The sequence below is a fragment of the Xenorhabdus sp. XBWT genome (assembly GCF_059072735.1).
In genome coordinates this window covers 1,660,974-1,679,998 of the sequence record NZ_CM180990.1, presented here as the reverse complement: position 1 = coordinate 1,679,998, position 19,025 = coordinate 1,660,974, and the positions used below count along the sequence as shown (strand labels likewise).

Below are 19,025 nucleotides of genomic sequence, written 5' to 3'. Positions count from 1 at the left end.
GACCATCCTCTTTTAAAACGGTGAGATATTCATAAAGAAACGTTGCAACCAGCCCATATGCTGCGCTTCGTTGATATAACCATCGCCAACATACTCAATGCGGGCATCTGCAACTTGGTTAGAACTCACCGTATTATTGCCAGTGATAGTGCGCGGATTGACGACACCAGAAAAACGAATGAATTCCGTTCCCTGATTGATGGCGATCTGTTTTTCCCCCACCACATGCAGGTTGCCGTTTGCCAGCAATTTATCCACAGTTACAGTAATCGTACCTCTGAATGTGTTGTTGGCATTCGCCCCGCCTTTACCCCCGAATTCGTTATTGCCTTCCATACTCAAATCGGTTTTATCACTGCCTATCAACCCCTGTAAGAAACGGGGAGTCAAAGCCGCTGCGAAACCCGTTTTTCCATTGCGGCTGGCGTTGGCTGAGGAGTTTTTGCTCGCGCTGACGTTTTCTTGCAAGATGATCGTCAGCGTATCACCGATATTGCGCGGACGGCGGTCTTCAAACAGGGGTTGATAACCGTAATAGACTGGTTGGACAGTCTGGAAAATAGAACCATTTGGTATTGGGGCGGTTGCTTCGGCGGGTTTTGCGGTTGTCTGCCCATTCACCAGCGGTTTGTGCGGCATATAAGCACATCCCCCCAATGTCAGTGCTGACAATGTTAATACCACCACAGATATGTTGATACGCTGTTTATTTCCCCGGTTTTTCCGTAAACCGGCAGAATCATAAGCTACATGGTTTTTAGCATGGCTTCCGGAATGGTTCTTGGCAACGGGCATTGTATCCATCTTCTATGCTCTTACATTTATCGCAGAAATAGTGGGGGAATGTGCTTTCCCCACTATTAATGATTAGGTTATAACTGAGTCAGTTTTTGCAGCATCTGATCAGATGTTGATACTGCTTTACTGTTGATTTCGTAGGCTCGCTGAACCTGAATCATATTGACCAACTCTTCCGCCACATTAACGTTAGATGTTTCAACGTAGCCTGAATAGAGCAATCCGGCACCATTGATGCCTGGTGCGTTTTCCACCGGAATCCCGGAACTGTTGGTTTCCAGATAGAGGTTTTCACCGATGCTTTCCAAACCGCTTTCGTTGATGAACGTGGTCAGCGTCAGCTGTCCAATTTGTTGAGGCGCTTGTCCCTTCATATTCGCGCTGACGATCCCATCACGGGCAATGCTGATGCTGAGGGCATTGTCTGGAATAATAATCGCAGGCACGACCTGAAAACCACTGGCAGTCACCAACTGACCATTTTGATCCTTCTGGAATGAACCATCGCGGGTATAGCCCGTCGTGCCATCAGGCATCTGGATTTGGAAAAAGCCCTGTCCTTTGATTGCCACGTCCTGACTGCGGCCGGTCTGTGCCAAATTACCCTGACTGTGCAGGCGTTCAGTCGCCACTGGCCGCGCACCTGTACCGATTTGCAAACCCGATGGCAGGTTGGTCTGTTCAGACGACATCGCGCCCGGCTGACGTTCAGTTTGATAAAGTAAATCTTCAAACACCGCGCGCTGGCGTTTAAAACCGTTGGTGTTGACGTTTGCCAGGTTGTTAGCAATGACATCCATATTGGTTTGCTGAGCATCCAGCCCAGTCTTGGCAATCCATAAAGATCGGATCATGAATTTATCTCCCCCCGATTAGCTCATAGCGAGAATTTGGTTAGCCCGCTGGGCATTTTCATCGGAACTGTGTATGACTTTCATCTGCATCTCAAAGCGACGCGCATTGGCAATCATGTTCACCATACTTTCCACGGGATTCACATTACTGCCTTCCAGAACACCCGGCATGATTTTCACCTCGGTGCTGGCCGTAAGTTCATTGCCTTGCTGTTCCCGCGCCTGTGGCGTTAAATGGAACAAACCATCATCGCCCCGCACCACTTGGTTGGCTTCCGGCTTGACAATTTTCAACTTGCCAATCTGACCCAACAACGTTGGCGGATCACTGGCAATCAGGGCAGAAATGGCACCATCGGCCGCGATAGTTAATTCAGCCTGCGGCGGAACATCAATCGGCCCGTTTTCGCCCATCAACATGCGCCCCTGCACCATCAGTTGCCCTTCGGGTGAAATCTGGATGCTGCCGTTGCGGGTATAGGCTTCCGCCCCATCTTCAAGCTGGACAGCCAAGTAGCCGCCTTGTCCGACCGCCACATCCAACGGACGGGAGGTATAATTCATCGGTCCCTGACGGCTATCCATGCCGGGAGTGGAAGCAACAACCAGCGAGCGTGTCGGCAGGGTTTCACCTTCAATCGGCACAGCACGCAACGCAGCAAGCTGAGCTTTAAAGCCCGGCGTTGAGGCGTTAGCCAGATTGTTGGCGGTGACAGCCTGATGTTCCAGCGTTTGGCGCGCAGCACCCATCGCGGTATAAATGACGTGATCCATAAAGCTATCCGACTAAGTCTATTAACGCATGCTGACCAGCGTTTGCAGAATTTGGTCCTGCGTCTTGATGGTCTGGGCGTTGGATTGATAGTTACGCTGGGCGACGATCATATTGACCAGCTCTTGGCTCATGTCCACGTTAGAGGCTTCCAGCGCACCGCTGATCAGCTTACCGAAGTTACCTGAACCCACTACGCCTACAACCGGGCTGCCAGATGCGCCGGATTCTGTCCAAACATTATCACCTTGTGCAACCAAGCCTTCAGGATTAGAGAAGTTTGCCAGTACAACCTGACCCAGAGCTAATGTCTCAGTGTTAGAGTAAATACCGTAAATTTTTCCGTCATCATCGACACGGTAATCGGTGAAATGACCAGTTGCATAACCATCTTGTTTTGGAGGAGAAATAGAATTTTGAGCAATGCTCTGCTGCTTGCTACCATTGAGTTCAATATTGATTTGCGCAGCAGCAGAGCCATTTAAAGCGGGTACATCAAATTTAAATGGTGGAATATCTTTCATTTGGCCACTGGTATTAAATTCTAATTCACCCAATTCCTGAGATTTAGCACCCACAACAGACCGATCCAGCGCATGAGCTATCCATTTGTTATTGTCTGTTTTAACAAAAAACACATTGATATCATGCTGATTCCCCAAGCTATCAAATACTTGAAGCGGAGCACTAAAGTTAAATGTGTCTTTCTTATTGGGATCAAATCCTTCGGTGATAGCTGTTTCCATTGAATTCAGATTAGCTTTCAGTTTGATTTCCGTCGTCGCTTTTGCATCCAATATATCGGTTGGAATCGAAATCGACCCGACTGACCCGCCTTGCTGAATTTCACCATTTACCGCCGGATAACCCGTCAGCTTCATACCCTGCATATTGATCAGGTTACGGTCTGCATCCATTTTGAACTGACCATTACGGGAATAGAAAATATTACCGTTAGAATCCTGCATGCGGAAAAAACCGCCTTGGGTGATAGCCATATCCAACTGACGGTTGGTCGTGGTGGTTGAGCCATCTTTAAAGTTCTGCACCAGACCAGAAACCTTAACCCCCAAACCCACTTCTGAACCGCTGAAAACGTCCGCAAAGGAAGCGGAGCTGGATTTAAAGCCATATGTTGCCGAGTTTGAAATGTTATTACCGATAACGTCCAGATTACCCGCTGCGGCATTCAACCCACTGACCGCTTGTGAAAAAGACATATGTCCTCCGTTTAATTAAAGAAACTGACGTACTTCGTCCATGTTTGCCGTACCCACCAGCCCTAGGTCTAATTTAGTGCTGTTTTCCTGCCGCACAACACCGTTAACCTGGGCATACCTCAGGGGGTGTATCATCAACATTTGATCTTGTTGGCTTGCGGAAATGGTGAAGTTATAAGCTCCGTCCCCCACGGCATTACCATCTGCGTCTTTGCCATCCCATATGGAAGAGTTCAGTACATGGACTCCAGCACCACAATATGCGGATGAATTGGGATCTGATTTATTGAATTCCATTTCCCGAACCACTGCGCCACTTTTATTTTTGATGGTGACTTTGACGATATCGGCAGGCCGATCCAGTTCATAACCGAATGCGGTTGTATTGATGTCCCCTTTTTCGTTGGAACTAACCAGAATCTCATTACCATAAACATTGCCTGAAACCATGATACCCCGGCCAATCAGTGCAACCTTTTGCATGGTATGGTTGTTGTCCATTTGTCCGACAATGGAACCCAACGTTTTATTCAGTTTCTCAATACCCTCAACCGTACTGATCTGCGCAATCTGTGAAGTCAATTCACTGTTTTGCATTGGATTGGTAGGATCTTGGTTTTTAAGCTGAGCAACCAATATATTCAAGAAGCCATCTTTAATATCACCACTATTTTGCGGCTTTCCATTGGTCAACTTAGCCAGTTCACCAACGGTTGAATTATCCAGTGACTCATTAATTGAAGCGGTAATTCCCATAACGAAATTCCTGTTACTGACCCAACGTCAGAGTTTTCAACATGATGGACTTAGTGGTGTTAAGCACTTCAACGTTAGCCTGATAACTGCGGGAAGCGGAGATGGTATTGACCATTTCCCCAACCACATCTACATTTGGCATACGTACATAACCTTTTTCATCAGCCAGCGGATGACCCGGCTGATACTCAAAGCGGAAAGGTGTGGGATCATCCACCACTTCGCTGACACGAACACCGCCAATCTCCTGCCCTGCGGGGGCGGCGACGCGGAATACAACCTGTTTGGCGCGATATGGCTCACGATCCGGCCCTACAACGCTATCGGCATTCGCCATATTGCTGGCACTAACGTTCAGTCGCTGGGACTGAGCAGAGAGCGCAGAGCCGGCAATATCAAAAATACTGAGTAGAGACATTCCCATTATCCTTGTGACTGTAGAACTGACATCATGCTTTTGAGCTGCGCATTCGTCATAGTAAGTTCGGACTGATATTTCAGGCTGTTATCTGCGAAATTGCTGCGTTCCATATCCATGTCAACGGTATTTCCATCCATAGCAGTCTGGTATGGCACCCGATACAGCAGATCCATCTCCAGACGTTTTTGAGGCTGAACGGGAATATGTCGATCGGAAGTCAGAGTCAGCCCAATTCCATTCCCCGTCACACGACCATGTGCCATGACCTTTTTCAGTTGGGCAGCAAAATCGATATCACGGGCCTGATAGCCAGGGGTATCCGCATTAGCAATGTTGGCAGACAAAATTTCCTGTCGCTGGTTGCGGAGTGCCAGCGCTTCTTGTCGAAATTGAAAGGCGGCATCTAATTTATCGAGCATATTCCTCCCTCGGTTTTGTTCGTGAAATCTGATGGGTTTTAAGCTCTAAGCAGCTAACAGAATAAACGCAGAAGAAAAAGGTGATTCGAAGAATAGAAACAAATTGAATTGCTATTTATCCCATTAACGAATAATCAATGGCGTTACACTATTAACATCCAACAGGTACTGAATATTTTTTGAAATCATGGTTCGCTAACGGGATTAAAGGTGATGATATGACGGCATTAAAAATTATCGGGTTCGTTACCTTTTTCCTTAATCTATTTTTTGCTAGTTCTTTGGCTTGGGGAAACAACTTACCGCAATTAATAAATGATTATTTCAGGCAGATTCACCATACAGCGGGCCAGAAAGTCTCTGTGGAAATCAAAACGCCTGAACAGCAATGGCCGAATTGTGAGTTCCCTGAGATACAACCCTCACTTGGCAACAAAAACTGGGGTAATCTGTCCATCCCTGTAACTTGTGGTCAGAAACGTCGTTTCATTCAGGTCTATGTCAACGTCACCGGCCCATATTTGGTTTCCAAGCGCACCATTTACCGCAATGTAGTCCTGACAGAAAAAGATTTTCAAATAAAAACAGGGTCTTTAGATAAACTGCCAAGCGATATAATCCGTAACAGAAAGTCCATACAAAATGGTATTGCTATCCGCAATATACCTGCCGGAAAATTCATCACACACAACATGATCCGGCGTCAGTGGGCAATTAAAGCCGGACAAAAAGTGGTCGTCATCGTAGATGGACATCATTTTCAGGTGCGTTACGAAGGAAAAGCGATTAACAACGCCGCAAGTTTTGATAATATCCGTGTTCGTCTGGACTCCGGGCAGGTTATTACTGGTGAAGCTCAAGAAAATGGCAGTGTAAAAATGATGTTATAAATGGCTAAAGTTTTATTTTTTCAAGCCGATATAATCAACAGACCATGATTTACAGGCATGCCAGCGGTATATCGCCTGCTACCTAAGACAAATAAATAATGCCTGATTAAAGGATTACGATTATGAGTATTGAACGCACTCAACCTCTACTGGCTATTGCTGCTTTACAGCAACGCAATGCCAATGAAGGTGCTCAGAGCACTCGCAGAACTGTGGCTGTCGCAGAAAAAAGCGCCGATACGCAAGTCAAATTGAGCGAAGCGCAGAAAAAGCTCGTTCAGCCAAGCAGTCAAGATATTAATATCCAGAAAGTACAACAATTGAAAGAAGCCATTGCAAAGGGAACACTGGCGATGGACAGCGGCAAAATTGCCGATGCCCTCTTCAGAGAAGCCCTTGAAAATATGGAATATGATAAATAAACCATCAAATTCATAAAGAGCCATAAATGGAAGAACTTCAACTCTTGCTTGAACAGCAAAGCGCGCACCTGAACTCGCTTTCGCAAACTATAGCAGAAGAACAGCGCATATTGAGCGATGGTTTTATTGAGGCGAATCATTTACATCGAGTGACGGAACAAAAAACGTTTTTACTTTCGTCAATCGATCACGCAGAACGGAAGCGTCAGCACTTAAATGAAACGCTGGAAATAAAGCCACCTTACACCAATCATGAAAAACTGGCTGTATTATGGGAACAAATTAACCAGACGATTGAACGTATCCGTAATTTAAATGCGCATAATGGATTTCTGCTGAATCAGCATGTAGAGTTGAACAGTAAAGCCATTGCTTTTCTAAAAAGTCACCATAGCCCTTCTCTTTATGGTGCAGATGGTCAGGCCCGACGTAATTCAGCGCTATCAGGCCATAAGATCAGCGTTTAATTATTAGTACTACCAAAAAAATATAAAATAGACAAACCTCTTAAAATATAAATTTAGTTAAGAGGTTTGCTTGTATAATTTTTATCATGACTATATTGGAATTGGAAAATTTAATTAATTCTAGTTTCTGAAATGATAGATATTATTTAAGGCATTGTTTATTATTTTCTTATTGGGGCTTCTATACCTACTATCAAGTATAGGTCTAAATACAGAAACTACACTAACTCTATCCTTGCAGTAAAAATTACCATACATAAGATTGTTTGCAATCTGAACAATGGAGCGTGTCATTTTATTCAAACCATAACTAAATAACCCCCCACCCTTCCATACAATAACTATTGCATGGTTAATAGATAATTACTTTGGTAAGCTCCGAAGATTGATTTTTATTTACTGAAATACAATAAGATGATCGTCAAAGCGATCATCTTATATACATTATCTTATCTCGTACCACCAATCGTTGCCGTCATTCTGATTTGACGATTATCGGTAATTTCAAGGTTGGACAATACAACCAACCGAGGCAATACGCGACGTAAGAAACGAGATAATAGCGGGCGCAGTGCATGGTTGACCAATAGCACTGGCGGTGCTCCCAACATTTCCTGACGTTCCAATGCTTCTGCCGCCTGACGTTCCAGACTTTCTGCCAGACCCGGTTCCAGTCCGCCACCATTTTGCAGTGCCTGAAGCAGTAATCTTTCCAGCCCCGCATCCAATCCAATAACTTTGATCTCATCCGCTCCTGAGAACCATTGCTGGGCAATCGCCCTGCCAAGAGCAATTCGGATCATGGCGGTTAATTCGTAAGGATCTTTCTGCGTCGGCGCATGTTCTGCCAATGTTTCAATAATAGTGCGCATGTCACGAATGGGTACTTGTTCCGCCAGTAAATTTTGCAGAACTTTGTGCAAGGTTGTCAGGCTAACGACATCAGGGATGAAATCTTCCGTCAGTTTCGACATCTCCTGACTGACCCGTTCAAACAATTGCTGTGCTTCCTGCCTTCCGAACAATTCACTGGAATGCTGTGACAGTAGATGGTTAAGGTGGGTTGCAACAACGGTGCTGGCTGCTACGACTGTATAACCCTGTACCTGTGCCTGTTCTCTCAGGCTGTCATCAATCCATACCGCTGCCAAACCAAAGGCCGGGTCTGTCGTTAAGTCACCCTGCAATTCCCCGATAGCACCACCCGGATTAATCGCCAACCAGCGTCCCGGATGTGCTTCACCACGACCAATCTCTACACCTTTCATCATGATGCGATAACTGGCGGGTGCCAATTCAAGGTTGTCACGAATATGCACTACAGGGGGCAAATAACCCACTTCTTGCGCAAATTTTTTGCGTATCCCACTGATACGGCCGAGCAATTCACCATTTTGGCGAAAGTCCACCATCGGAATAAGACGATAACCCACCTCCATCCCCAAGGGATCTTCTAACTGTACATCAGACCATGAAGCTTCTGCGGTCTGCTGTTGTTCCTCCATCGCTTTCATCTCTTCGTGTTGTACAGCCAGTGGGTTTTTATCCTTACGCAATAAGAAATATCCCGCCCCAGCCAACGCTGCCGTAAACAGCAAAAAGACAAAGTTAGGCATTCCCGGCACTAAACCAAGCAGGCCAAGAACCCCCGCACTCAACATCATCACTTTCGGATTATTGAAAAGCTGGGTCACCATTTGCTGACCAACATCTTCATCAGTCGCAACACGAGTGACAATAACACCCGCCGCAGTGGAGATGATCAAAGCTGGTAACTGGGCAACCAGTCCGTCACCGATAGTCAGCAAGGTATAGGCTTCTGCGGCATCTCCCAACACCAAACCATGTTGAACAACACCAACAATCAATCCTCCGATGATATTGATCACCAGTATCATTAATCCGGCAATCGCATCGCCGCGCACGAATTTACTCGCACCATCCATCGAGCCGTAAAAATCCGCTTCCTGTGTAACTTCAGCGCGACGCTTTTTAGCTTCATCTTCACCAATCAATCCGGCATTCAAGTCAGCGTCAATCGCCATCTGTTTGCCGGGCATTCCGTCCAGCACGAAGCGCGCACCAACCTCGGCGATACGCCCCGCACCTTTAGTAATCACCATAAAGTTAATCAGGATCAGGATAACGAAAACAACAATACCAATCGCAAAATTGCCGCCAACAAGAAAGTGCCCGAAGGCTTCCACTACCTGTCCTGCGGCGGCTGATCCGGTATGGCCTTCCATCAGAATAATTCGTGTGGAAGCAACGTTCAGTGACAAACGCAATAAAGTCGAGAACAATAAAATGGTCGGAAACGCAGCAAAATCAAGCGTTCTGCGGGTGAACATCGCCACCAGCAACACCATAATAGAAAGCGCAATATTGAAAGTGAATAATAGATCAAGCAGGAATGGTGGCAACGGCAACACCATCATCGACAAGATCATGAGAATCAGAACAGGTCCCGCAAGCATTTGCCATTCGGAGCTTTTCATATTCCCCGGTAAACGGAATAACGAGGCCAGATTAGCCATGACGATTATTTTCTCCAGCAAAATCCAGTGCTGGCGGCACTGGCAGATTTTCAGGTTTCTTCGGTTTCAGGCCACCTTCCTGTTTCCAACGTTTCAATTGGTAAACCCAGGCAAGCACTTCTGCGACAGCGGCATAGAGCGCCGCAGGAATAAAGCCTCCCACTTCAGCATGGCGAAATAATGCCCTCGCCAAAGGAGGAGCTTCCAACAACGGAATGCGGTTTTCCGCACCAACTTCTTTAATGCGCAAGGCAATAAACCCTGTCCCTTTGGCTAATACTTTCGGCGCACTCATTTTTTTGCTGTCGTATTGCAGAGCAACAGCGTAATGGGTCGGGTTGGTGACAATGACATCAGCCTTCGGCACATCCGCCATCATGCGTTTACGCGCGGCTGCCCGCTGTTGTTGACGGATCCTTGCCTTTACATGTGGGTCCCCTTCTTGTTCTTTAAATTCATCCTTGATCTCCTGACGTGTCATTCTCAATTTTTTCAAGTGGCTGCGGATTTGATAAAGCACATCAAATGCCACCATCGGTATCAGCATAAATAAAACAATATAGCAGGCAAAAATCATCATCAGCATGGCATCACTCAATGCCATTAGTGGGGGCTGGGCTATCAGATTAAGCATGGCAGACCAATTCAGCCAGATAAACAGGGCTGCGCCGCCACCTACCAATGATGCTTTCAAGATAGCTTTGAATAATTCCGCCAAGGCATTCATGGAGAAAATTTTCTTCAAACCAGAAACAGGATTCAGCTTGGTCAGATCAAACTTGATGGATTTTGAACTGAATATCAGCCCTCCCATCAATGCTGGGGCACTGAGAGCAACCAATACCAATCCGGAAAATACTGGCAATAACGCCCAAACAGCCTGTTTCAGTAATCGACCGACTTGTTGCAGCATTTGTTTATCATTGCTGACCATATTGTGATCAAAATTAAACCCTTCAAACACCATCAGAGAAAGTTCATAGGTGATCGATTGTCCGCTCATCCAGAGCAAACTTACCCCTCCCGCTAACATCAGGATTGAGGTGAGTTCCTTCGAACGCGCAATTTGTCCATCTTTACGGGCTTTTTCCCGTTTATGGGGCGTGGGTTCTTCGGTTTTTTCGAGGTCGCTATCTTCAGCCACGGCTTTCCCTGGTGAGCATTCGTGATTACATGCAGAAAATTTGCCTTTGGCAAAGGACAAATGAAATTGTGTTAAGCATGACAAAAGCCCAGAAATTCAATGGCGGGAACACTGCAAAATTTGCGGGGGTATTTGGGGAATTATAGGAGTGCCGGAGGCTGGGCAGCTCCGGCAATGGGATTGGTGCTATTTATAGCTGATGTTACTTATAGCTAATAGTAGCTCATAGTATAGGTGACTCTGCCGCTGGCGGTGCCGGGGGTGACTTTATCTTCGGTTTGGATATAGCGTGCTGATAATGGGATCTCAATCCCGAGACCATTACTCATCGATGCATTCAACTTATGTTTCTTTCCAAATTCTACAAAGCTATTGCCAGTAAGGCCATATCTCAACTGAATACCTATACCTTTAGCAGCATCTCCACTACTGTCAATCTCCATGATACCCTTTTTTTGATCATTCGCTAGATTAACGGGAGAGATACTAATCGACAGGCTAGGAGCATATTGACATTCGGTCAAAACAATACTGGTATCCTCCCATCTTGTGCCGGAACCTTTACCCGTAAACGTATTAATATGATGGACTCCCATATCCACTGTTTTATCAGGGGCTTTGCAAGTCGGTTCAGTGATCTCGAGTGTTCCTGTAAATCTGATTATAACTTTGGTCTGACCGCCACTGTTGATACATAACTCAGGAAGAGAAGAACCATCGAGTTTTCCCGGCTGTAAGCCCGAACTTTTGAAAAGCCTAAACCATACACTTTTACTCTCTGTATCAGGAACCGTCTTAGATGGGAAGAAAGTGTTTCCACGTTTCGCTACCATATTAATACCTTTCATTGCTGTACTAAACACCCGCCAATCGGGACTGTCAATAACGACAGGAGGTATTAAGGAAAAACCATATGATAAAGACTTAGTTTGCGTTTTTAAGAAAGAAGGATAGATTTCCTTGTCAAATATAAGATTCTTTTTGATATCCACAATCGAAACACTACCAGGCAAGAGCACACTGATCTCTTCGGTATCCTTATCTCTGCCGTCACAATTAACCCGTTCATATGCTTCAACTCCAGTGGAACATAATATCCCCCCCAGAAAGATTACCGATAAAAATAATTGATATAATTTCTTCATCATCAACTCGCTGATCATTCCTTTAGCACACTGAATACCGTCAGTGTTGCCCGTGATTACACAACTGCACGTTCTGAGTATTATCCCACCACGAACTTTTGCTATCCGGTAATTGATATTTCACCCGACACTGCATTTGATTGCGACTGCCCCATTGCACTTTCAGTTCACCCGTTGATGTCTGAACACGGGCAAACAATTGCCCTGCCTGACCGACGTGACCTACCAGCCCTCCCTTTTCGTCTGTGACTTCCGACCCAAAAGGAATAGGCTGCTGATTTGGCTGCTGTAGTCTCAGCAAGATTGCAGCGCCCTGTTTAACACCATAATTCACCTTAACAACCGCGCCCGATAACGGTGCCACTTTCTGCCGTGTAGTCCTTAATTCCACACCATCACTGGCTCCTTTGGGATCGATGATAATGTCATTCATCTGATACGGATTCAGGTTGGGCACTATCGCATAACCCTGAGAATCAATACGGATATTTGAGTAGGATGAAACCTGTGCCCCTTTAGCCCCTTTTGCTTCGACAATGGCAAAAGTATTGCCGCTATGGGATGAAAAACTGATGCCTCCTGAATGCGCGATTACCGTGCCATTTATTCCGGCCGAAGCACTGCTATAGTTTTTTCCTTTACTATAAGAAGCAGACAACGCACTCCACGAGTTACGATAATTACCGGAAAGTGAGGTCGCATAGTCAGAACCCTGATGCTGTGAAGCATTCAAGTTATAATAAAATGGAGTGTCTTTCCCGACCGTGCCGGACAGGCTAAGCTGTTTCCTCCATTTACTTTGCTCATCATGCGTCAGTTGAGTACTGATATGACTGAAAGCCTTTTTTTCCAGAGGCAGACTGACATTAAACAGCCAGCTATTTTGGAATTTCCTCCGGTTATTCTGGTTACGAGTCACCGATACACCATAGCTGATTCCTTGCCAATGGTTATTGTAGCCGAGCTGATATTGCTGGCTATAACCCTTACGTTCCCAGGAATTCTCCATGGAACCACTTAAATGGAACTGTCCCCAATGTTCTGGCAGGCTCTGATTGAATGTTAACGTGACGCGGTTGCGTGGTGTGCTCCCATAATCATCAGCCATGCCCTGTGAAGATACTGCATCGGACAAGCTTCGATAATCTTTGGTTGAAAAACGATAAGTTGCCAAAGAGAAATTGCTGCCAGTTTCATGCACATATTGACTGTAGCTTAAGTTATAACTCTGCCCACGTAACGACTTACCATTACCGGTATTTAAATGAGTATGAGCGACAGCTGCCGATAGTGCTCCTATAGGGGTATCAACTGCCATACCCAACTGCCCGGCATAATAATTACGTGAATATTGTAATCCCGCATTACCGGTTATACGGTTAGTTAAACCCTGCTGCCAGGTCGTTTCGGCAAACAGTGGTGGCTCCTTTAACTCGTGACTGCGATATTTACCCACGGTAAAACTATATTGGCTGGAACCGGGACGTAATAACTGAGCGACAGCTGTATACGGCACTTCAAAACGCTGTTTGCTGCCATTAGCTTCATGAACCGTTACCGCCAGATTACCACCATAACCCGTCGGATAAAGATCATTAATAATAAAATCACCGGGCGGCACCGTAGTTTCATATATAACTTGCTCTCCCTGATGCACGGTCACTCTGGCATTGGTACGGGCAATACCCCGAATTTCAGGCGCGTAGCCTTGTTGTGAAAGTGGTAACATATATGGAACGCTGGTCAACGAAACCCCAGTAAATGGCAAGGTATCGAACAATTGACCGGAAGTATATGACTCTCCAATCAATACTCGGCCCTGCAATGCAGGAATATCACGCTGTACATAGGTATTCAGGGCATGATATTTTTTTTGGCTCTCCTGCTGCCAATTGAGGTTGCCATTATGGCGGAAATACCATGCTCCCAGATTCAAACCAGTGTTCAATGAACCATAAGCAGAATCATGGTGATCACCACCGGATTCACTACGGTATGCGCTGAAATTATAACCCAGAGTAGCAGCACTGATACCTTTGTCCCACAATGTGGGATCAACTGCATCCCGGGCCTGTTTTTTAATATATATCTGCGGCAGGCTAATATTGAGTTGTTGATAACTACTATCATAATTTACCGTGGCTTCCGGCAACCATTCAGCCAATGAAGTACAATCCTGATCTTCCGCTCCTGCTGCTGTGATATCTTTTGCCAATAGTTTCAGCTCAAGGGGCAATTGCTTTAAGACATCCGCCTGCACACACAAATTGACCTGATAGTTTGGTAATCCTTTAAAGGTAACACTATCCTGTGTCAGGTATTCCCCATTCAGCCAGATCTCAGATAAATAAGTTCCCGGCAACATGGCCGCTCCTTGACTGAAATGTTTTAAATCCAATTTCTCTGGAGAGACACTACGTAAAAATGCCGCCTCAAATTCAATATCTTCGCTGGTGTATGCGACAGAATAAGCAGATACCATTACCAAGGAAAATAACAGTAAACGAAATACAATGGCAGGATATAAACGGTTATTAATTTTAGTTGGTTTCATTGTATTCCTTTACTCTGTTATTTCTTTATATCTTTATATCTTTATTTATTCCTGAAGACTAAAATATCTTATTGTGTACTGTGTATGGCGCCATAGTCATTAATATATTGCCAGTCCATTATTTTACCAACAGGGGAGCCTTTAATTGCGAAGGTACGTTTGCCAAACGGGGGAACCGCATCGCCTTCGATGAGCTGTTCTTTACCCTTTTGCTCTACCGTGATATTCATCAGATTGATATACCAGGGAGAATCATTAATAGCAGTAATGCCCTTGTTGTCGATTTCCCAGCGCAACGTTTTAGCCGCTGATTCAGGCTCTCCTTTGAGGGAGGAGGGACGAAAGAATATTTTGATACGGGTACGTATCGCAAATTGTAAGTAATTACGATTACCTTCTTCTTTAATTTTCACCGGAATTTCCAACGCATTTAACCAGAAGAGAGATTCCCGATCCGCCGGAAGATGATTATTTTCAATATAACGAATACGCAGAGACTGGCCTTTATTGGGGTCAATCCGATTAACCGGTGGTGTGAGAATAAAAGGGACATTAATATCTTCCGGTAGTGCTTCTGCATCGCCATTATCTATCCAGCTTTGTAATAACACCGGTGATTTTCCCTGATTATTTACCTGTACTGTAACTTCCTTCTCTGTTTGTGGATATATCACGCGGGTAGATGAGAGCACAACAGATGCAAAAACAGGATGTGCCATGATTGCCAGAAGCAATACTCCCGGTACTTTTTTTAATAACAGATAAAATTTTGATGACATGTTACAGCTCTTTATTCTGAGTGGCAGAGCGGAGTTTCCTCCGCTGTTATATCATTATTTATATTGGATGTTATAACTTACCGTTGAGGTAATAGCCCCCGCAGTAGCTATCCCTGTTGCCCTATATCGGGCATAATATTGCAACTTACCAGTTCCGGTTTTTACACCACCTCCGGATTTCATAGTAGCAGGTGCAGCGTTAGTTCTCTGTTGAATAATATCATTTATTTCTATAGCGTTTTTGTTAGAATCAAGGAGTTCAATTTCAACATTAGCAGCTCCGTCAACCTTCTGATTAGCTAATCTTTTTAAGGAATCGCTACTGCTAAAATAGGCAAACGGGACAGGAGGAGCGGATCTGTGGCTCGGCTGAACACAGTCCGTAAGCGTCAAAGTAAAACCAGTCTCCCCCGCGACCTTCCCGTCTCTATCCAAATCTGACAGGAGAGCAGATGGTAATGAAACAGTGCCATTCGCTGAGCCGCCACTATCAAGCACTACATTACAAGTAGTTGCCAACACCTCCCCTTTAAAAGTGATTGTTCCATTAGAAACAGCCATTACAGATGTACTGCTTAATACACCAATGACCATTGCCATAGCTGATAATTTATTAAGTTGCATAAAAATAAATACCTAACCTTATTCTAAACAATTATTTAAACATATAATTAAAATTAATTAAAAGATCTATAATATTCGCTTGCGTGCCATTTAAGAAATACATCCACCAGACTAATCATTAAAAAGTACAAGGCTTATAACTATTAGCTTATTAACATCCTGCAAAAAATCTCTTAATAAAAGAGGGAGAAATATACACAAAATAAAGGTATCGTGGCAATAGAATAACAAAAAAATATGAAATAAAAAAAGAAAAAAGAAAAATGTCTTTATAAACAAAGGATAATAAAAAATCATCATTTTAAAAGAGGTTTCATAACAGTGTTGAACCCATTTCTTCATTCCCGGTTTTCTGGCTCAAGTCCATATCCATTTTATCTTAATAAAAAGCCGGATGATGTTCTGAAATATCCGTTTTTGAAGAATTTGATAGCGTGAGTCAAGGTACCTTTATCAATAACATTATTAATCGACAGGTATAACCCTTATCACAGGTTTGATTGATAAATCTTTCCATTTACCGATGTTCATTTTAGGGTAATAAAAACTTAAACAACCCAGAATAGATAACTGACATGAATGGATAATCAGCATGAATACTTGCCATTGGTTTATTTGTTTGTTGAATAAATCCATTGAATTCTGACCAATATATTCTCGTCTGGTAAATATAAATAACACAAGAGGTAATTCTAAATATACCTACAACTCATTATCTTTATTTATTTCTGAAAAGAAAAGCTTTCAGTTTAACCCTAATTTAATAGTGACTTAATTTCTCTCTGACGCTGCACCATTATCCAATGCTGCACCTATTGAAGAATAAATTCAGTAAATTATGCATTTTTTATCTTTCAATCTACTGAAAACACAAAAAATAAGAGGTGATATTTCAAGCCACCTCTTTTTTGATTTTCTCACTCAAATAATATGAATCTTAGTCTGTCTTCGTCATCGGTTTAATATCAATACTATCCGCATTAACATCACGAATATGGTCTTTTGTCAGCCTATAAACAATCGGGCTGAGTAACGCGATTGCTATCAGGTTGGGAATTGCCATCATCGCATTGAGGGTATCCGCCAGCAACCAGACAAAAGTCAGTGACTGGGTTGCACCAATCGGCAATGCAATAATCCAGGCAATCCGGAAAGGCACGATAGCTTTTGGTCCCAGTAAGTATTGAATACATTTCTCACCATAGAAACTCCATCCCAAAATGGTTGTGAAGGCGAAAATAGCCAAAGCGATGGCAACAATATAGTTACCACCCGGGATCACTGCGGAGAAAGAAGCTGCAGTCAATGTTGCCCCTGTCTGACCTGTCAGCCAGCCACCGGTAATGACAATGGTTAAGCCAGTGACAGAACAGACAATGATCGTATCAATAAAGGTGCCTAACATAGCAATTAAACCCTGACGGATCGGGTTTTGGGTTTTTGCAGCCGCGTGGGCGATCGGCGCGCTCCCCATACCGGCTTCGTTAGAGAATACGCCACGGGCGATACCGAAACGGATTGCCGCCCAGACTGCCGCACCAGCAAAACCGCCCTGTGCAGCGACAGGTGTGAAGGCTGATTTAATGATTAAAACAAATGCATCAGGAACAGCAGAGATATTGAGGGCAATAACTACTACACCTGCACCAAAGTAACCTACGGTCATGATAGGTACTAATTTACCTGCAACATCAGAAATCCGTTTGATACCACCAATCAGTACAGCACCGACCAAAACAACCAGAATTCCGGCCGTTATGACTTTTTCTATTCCGAAGTTACTTTCCAGTACATCAGCGACTGAGTTGGCTTGTACAGTATTGCCAATGCCAAAGCCTGCAATACTGCCAAAAAAAGCAAAGAGTGTTCCCAGCCAGACCCATTTTTTCCCCAATCCGTTTTTGATGTAATACATTGGACCGCCAACGTAATTACCATTTTTATCAGTTTCACGGAAACGTATCGCCAGTACCGCTTCTGAATATTTTGTGGCCATACCCACCAATGCGGTCATCCACATCCAGAACAATGCTCCCGGCCCCCCCATAACAATGGCTGTCGCCACACCCGCGATATTTCCTGTCCCAATTGTCGCTGACAGGGCTGTCATCAACGCATTGAAAGGTGAAATCTGGCCTTCACCCCGTTGGTCATTTTTTTGGAAGAGTAATTTGAACCCGGTGCCCAGTTTACGGATCGGTAAGAATGACAAACGAATTTGCATGAAAATACCGATACCTAAAAGACCGATCAGCATGGGAACGCCCCATACTACCCCGTTTATTGCACCTAACCATTGTGTAATCAATTCCATATACACCCTCGGCAGTTTAATATAACAAGTTAGCAACAAAATTATTTCAATTAAATAAAGAGCATTTTGGAAAAATAAGCGAGAACTAATTGCGTATTACTGATAAGAAAAAATTGATACTGTGAATCAGCTCACTCGTTTAGGTTATTTTTTATTGAATTGATTGGTAATAATTTCTCTTTCATCACTTAATCGGATAAACACTTCACGACAACCATTTTTTATCACGCATTTAGATAAATAAAAGGTTTTTTATATCGAATAAATGGGTATTATTTATGTAATTAACAGTTTCTAAAAGTAATAAAAGGAACATCTGTGGCAAAAGTAGGTTATATTAGAGTGTCAACAACTGACCAAAATAGTGATTTACAAAGAAATGCGTTGGTCAATATTCATTGTGAACTGATTTTTGAAGATAAAATAAGTGGTAAAACGGCAAATCGCCCCGGACTGAAACGTGCTTTAAAACACCTTAAACCCGGTGATACTCTGGTAGTTTGGAAGTTGGATCGATTAGGCCGCAGTGTAAAAAATCTTATCACTCTTATTTCTGAACTGCATGAGCGTGATATTCATTTTCAGAGTCTGACTGACAGTATTGATACCAGTACCGCAATGGGGCGATTTTTCTTTCATGTAATGAGTGCGCTGGCAGAAATGGAACGTGAACTAATTGTGGAAAGAACCAATGCGGGTCTGGCAGCAGCACGGGAACAGGGAAGAATTGGTGGACGACCCGTGATATTTACCGAAGAAGATCGTCAGCAAGCTGCCAGACTATTGACTAAGGGACACTCCCGAAAACAGCTGTCAATTATTTACAATGTCTCGTTATCAACAATTTATAAGTATTTACCCGTAGGGAAAGTGGTTAATTTTCCATTTCAAAATCAACTCGATTAGTAA

At 44.0% G+C, this 19,025-nt stretch carries 18 protein-coding genes; 4 read left to right on the top strand and 14 right to left on the bottom strand.

Annotation, left to right across the window (positions count from 1 at the left end; translation table 11 throughout):
* Nucleotides 1-12: 12 nt before the first annotated feature.
* From AC5JQI_RS07560 to flgB, 7 genes are all read right to left on the bottom strand, one after another.
* A complete protein-coding gene (locus tag AC5JQI_RS07560; protein ID WP_493914258.1) occupies nt 13-804 on the bottom strand; it encodes a flagellar basal body L-ring protein FlgH in 792 nt (263 codons plus the stop codon).
* Nucleotides 805-872: 68 nt separating this feature from the next.
* Nucleotides 873-1,652, bottom strand: a complete 780-nt coding sequence (gene flgG / locus AC5JQI_RS07555) for a flagellar basal-body rod protein FlgG (protein ID WP_237387184.1) — start codon at nt 1,650-1,652, stop codon at nt 873-875.
* An 18-nt stretch (nt 1,653-1,670) separates the two neighbouring features.
* Nucleotides 1,671-2,426, bottom strand: a complete 756-nt coding sequence (locus AC5JQI_RS07550) for a flagellar basal body rod protein FlgF (RefSeq protein ID WP_493914257.1) — start codon at nt 2,424-2,426, stop codon at nt 1,671-1,673.
* Nucleotides 2,427-2,447: 21 nt separating this feature from the next.
* A complete protein-coding gene (flgE, locus tag AC5JQI_RS07545) occupies nt 2,448-3,644 on the bottom strand; it encodes a flagellar hook protein FlgE (protein ID WP_493914256.1) in 1,197 nt (398 codons plus the stop codon).
* 15 nt (nt 3,645-3,659) lie between these two features.
* Nucleotides 3,660-4,400: a flagellar hook assembly protein FlgD gene (locus AC5JQI_RS07540; protein WP_493914255.1), complete on the bottom strand. Its 741-nt coding sequence runs from the start codon at nt 4,398-4,400 to the stop codon at nt 3,660-3,662.
* A gap of 13 nt (nt 4,401-4,413) precedes the next feature.
* Entirely contained in the window at nt 4,414-4,818 is a 405-nt protein-coding gene (gene flgC, locus AC5JQI_RS07535; protein WP_493914254.1) for a flagellar basal body rod protein FlgC, read from the bottom strand.
* Nucleotides 4,819-4,823: 5 nt separating this feature from the next.
* Nucleotides 4,824-5,240, bottom strand: a complete 417-nt coding sequence (gene flgB, locus AC5JQI_RS07530; protein ID WP_237387189.1) for a flagellar basal body rod protein FlgB — start codon at nt 5,238-5,240, stop codon at nt 4,824-4,826.
* A gap of 218 nt (nt 5,241-5,458) precedes the next feature.
* Between flgB and flgA the strand changes: the two genes are divergently transcribed.
* The 3 genes from flgA (at nt 5,459) to AC5JQI_RS07515 (ending at nt 7,019) form a co-directional block, all read left to right on the top strand.
* Nucleotides 5,459-6,130, top strand: a complete 672-nt coding sequence (gene flgA, locus AC5JQI_RS07525) for a flagellar basal body P-ring formation chaperone FlgA (protein ID WP_493914253.1) — start codon at nt 5,459-5,461, stop codon at nt 6,128-6,130.
* Nucleotides 6,131-6,252: 122 nt separating this feature from the next.
* Nucleotides 6,253-6,552, top strand: a complete 300-nt coding sequence (gene flgM, locus AC5JQI_RS07520; RefSeq protein WP_198691236.1) for a flagellar biosynthesis anti-sigma factor FlgM — start codon at nt 6,253-6,255, stop codon at nt 6,550-6,552.
* Between the two features lie 26 nt (nt 6,553-6,578).
* Nucleotides 6,579-7,019: a flagella synthesis protein FlgN gene (locus AC5JQI_RS07515; RefSeq protein ID WP_493914252.1), complete on the top strand. Its 441-nt coding sequence runs from the start codon at nt 6,579-6,581 to the stop codon at nt 7,017-7,019.
* A gap of 449 nt (nt 7,020-7,468) precedes the next feature.
* Here the strand turns inward: AC5JQI_RS07515 and flhA are convergent, their stop codons facing one another.
* From flhA to AC5JQI_RS07480, 7 genes are all read right to left on the bottom strand, one after another.
* The gene (gene flhA / locus AC5JQI_RS07510; protein WP_493914251.1) at nt 7,469-9,556 is read right to left on the bottom strand and encodes a flagellar biosynthesis protein FlhA; all 2,088 of its coding nucleotides are present in this window, start codon (nt 9,554-9,556) and stop codon (nt 7,469-7,471) included.
* Nucleotides 9,549-10,700: a flagellar biosynthesis protein FlhB gene (flhB, locus tag AC5JQI_RS07505; RefSeq protein ID WP_493914250.1), complete on the bottom strand. Its 1,152-nt coding sequence runs from the start codon at nt 10,698-10,700 to the stop codon at nt 9,549-9,551. Before flhB ends, flhA begins: the two co-directional genes overlap by 8 nt.
* Before the next feature lie 212 nt (nt 10,701-10,912).
* Entirely contained in the window at nt 10,913-11,848 is a 936-nt protein-coding gene (locus tag AC5JQI_RS07500) for a fimbrial protein (protein ID WP_493914249.1), read from the bottom strand.
* A 37-nt stretch (nt 11,849-11,885) separates the two neighbouring features.
* On the bottom strand, nt 11,886-14,399 hold the full coding sequence (locus AC5JQI_RS07495; RefSeq protein WP_493914248.1) for a fimbria/pilus outer membrane usher protein: 2,514 nt from the start codon (nt 14,397-14,399) through the stop codon (nt 11,886-11,888).
* 68 nt (nt 14,400-14,467) lie between these two features.
* Nucleotides 14,468-15,178, bottom strand: coding sequence for a fimbrial biogenesis chaperone (locus AC5JQI_RS07490; RefSeq protein WP_493914247.1), 711 nt, complete (start codon nt 15,176-15,178; stop codon nt 14,468-14,470).
* A gap of 54 nt (nt 15,179-15,232) precedes the next feature.
* Nucleotides 15,233-15,802 (bottom strand): fimbrial protein, encoded by a 570-nt coding sequence (locus AC5JQI_RS07485; protein WP_493914246.1) that lies wholly within the window; start codon nt 15,800-15,802, stop codon nt 15,233-15,235.
* A 937-nt stretch (nt 15,803-16,739) separates the two neighbouring features.
* Nucleotides 16,740-18,116 (bottom strand): alanine/glycine:cation symporter family protein, encoded by a 1,377-nt coding sequence (locus AC5JQI_RS07480; RefSeq protein WP_493914245.1) that lies wholly within the window; start codon nt 18,114-18,116, stop codon nt 16,740-16,742.
* A 318-nt stretch (nt 18,117-18,434) separates the two neighbouring features.
* Between AC5JQI_RS07480 and AC5JQI_RS07475 the strand changes: the two genes are divergently transcribed.
* Complete coding sequence (locus tag AC5JQI_RS07475) at nt 18,435-19,022, top strand: recombinase family protein (RefSeq protein WP_493914244.1); 588 nt, start codon at nt 18,435-18,437, stop codon at nt 19,020-19,022.
* Nucleotides 19,023-19,025: the final 3 nt, after the last annotated feature.

What these genes read in the sequence shown, in the direction of transcription:
- AC5JQI_RS07500 (WP_493914249.1), bottom strand. Translation starts at nt 11,848, where the DNA reads ATGATGAAGAAATTATATCAATTATTTTTATCGGTAATCTTTCTGGGG.
- flgG (WP_237387184.1), bottom strand. Translation starts at nt 1,652, where the DNA reads ATGATCCGATCTTTATGGATTGCCAAGACTGGGCTGGATGCTCAGCAA.
- AC5JQI_RS07490 (WP_493914247.1), bottom strand. Translation starts at nt 15,178, where the DNA reads ATGTCATCAAAATTTTATCTGTTATTAAAAAAAGTACCGGGAGTATTG.
- flgE (WP_493914256.1), bottom strand. Translation starts at nt 3,644, where the DNA reads ATGTCTTTTTCACAAGCGGTCAGTGGGTTGAATGCCGCAGCGGGTAAT.
- AC5JQI_RS07480 (WP_493914245.1), bottom strand. Translation starts at nt 18,116, where the DNA reads ATGGAATTGATTACACAATGGTTAGGTGCAATAAACGGGGTAGTATGG.
- flhA (WP_493914251.1), bottom strand. Translation starts at nt 9,556, where the DNA reads ATGGCTAATCTGGCCTCGTTATTCCGTTTACCGGGGAATATGAAAAGC.
- flgC (WP_493914254.1), bottom strand. Translation starts at nt 4,818, where the DNA reads ATGTCTCTACTCAGTATTTTTGATATTGCCGGCTCTGCGCTCTCTGCT.
- AC5JQI_RS07560 (WP_493914258.1), bottom strand. Translation starts at nt 804, where the DNA reads ATGGATACAATGCCCGTTGCCAAGAACCATTCCGGAAGCCATGCTAAA.
- AC5JQI_RS07515 (WP_493914252.1), top strand. Translation starts at nt 6,579, where the DNA reads ATGGAAGAACTTCAACTCTTGCTTGAACAGCAAAGCGCGCACCTGAAC.
- AC5JQI_RS07540 (WP_493914255.1), bottom strand. Translation starts at nt 4,400, where the DNA reads ATGGGAATTACCGCTTCAATTAATGAGTCACTGGATAATTCAACCGTT.
- AC5JQI_RS07485 (WP_493914246.1), bottom strand. Translation starts at nt 15,802, where the DNA reads ATGCAACTTAATAAATTATCAGCTATGGCAATGGTCATTGGTGTATTA.
- AC5JQI_RS07550 (WP_493914257.1), bottom strand. Translation starts at nt 2,426, where the DNA reads ATGGATCACGTCATTTATACCGCGATGGGTGCTGCGCGCCAAACGCTG.
- flgA (WP_493914253.1), top strand. Translation starts at nt 5,459, where the DNA reads ATGACGGCATTAAAAATTATCGGGTTCGTTACCTTTTTCCTTAATCTA.
- flgB (WP_237387189.1), bottom strand. Translation starts at nt 5,240, where the DNA reads ATGCTCGATAAATTAGATGCCGCCTTTCAATTTCGACAAGAAGCGCTG.
- AC5JQI_RS07495 (WP_493914248.1), bottom strand. Translation starts at nt 14,399, where the DNA reads ATGAAACCAACTAAAATTAATAACCGTTTATATCCTGCCATTGTATTT.
- flgM (WP_198691236.1), top strand. Translation starts at nt 6,253, where the DNA reads ATGAGTATTGAACGCACTCAACCTCTACTGGCTATTGCTGCTTTACAG.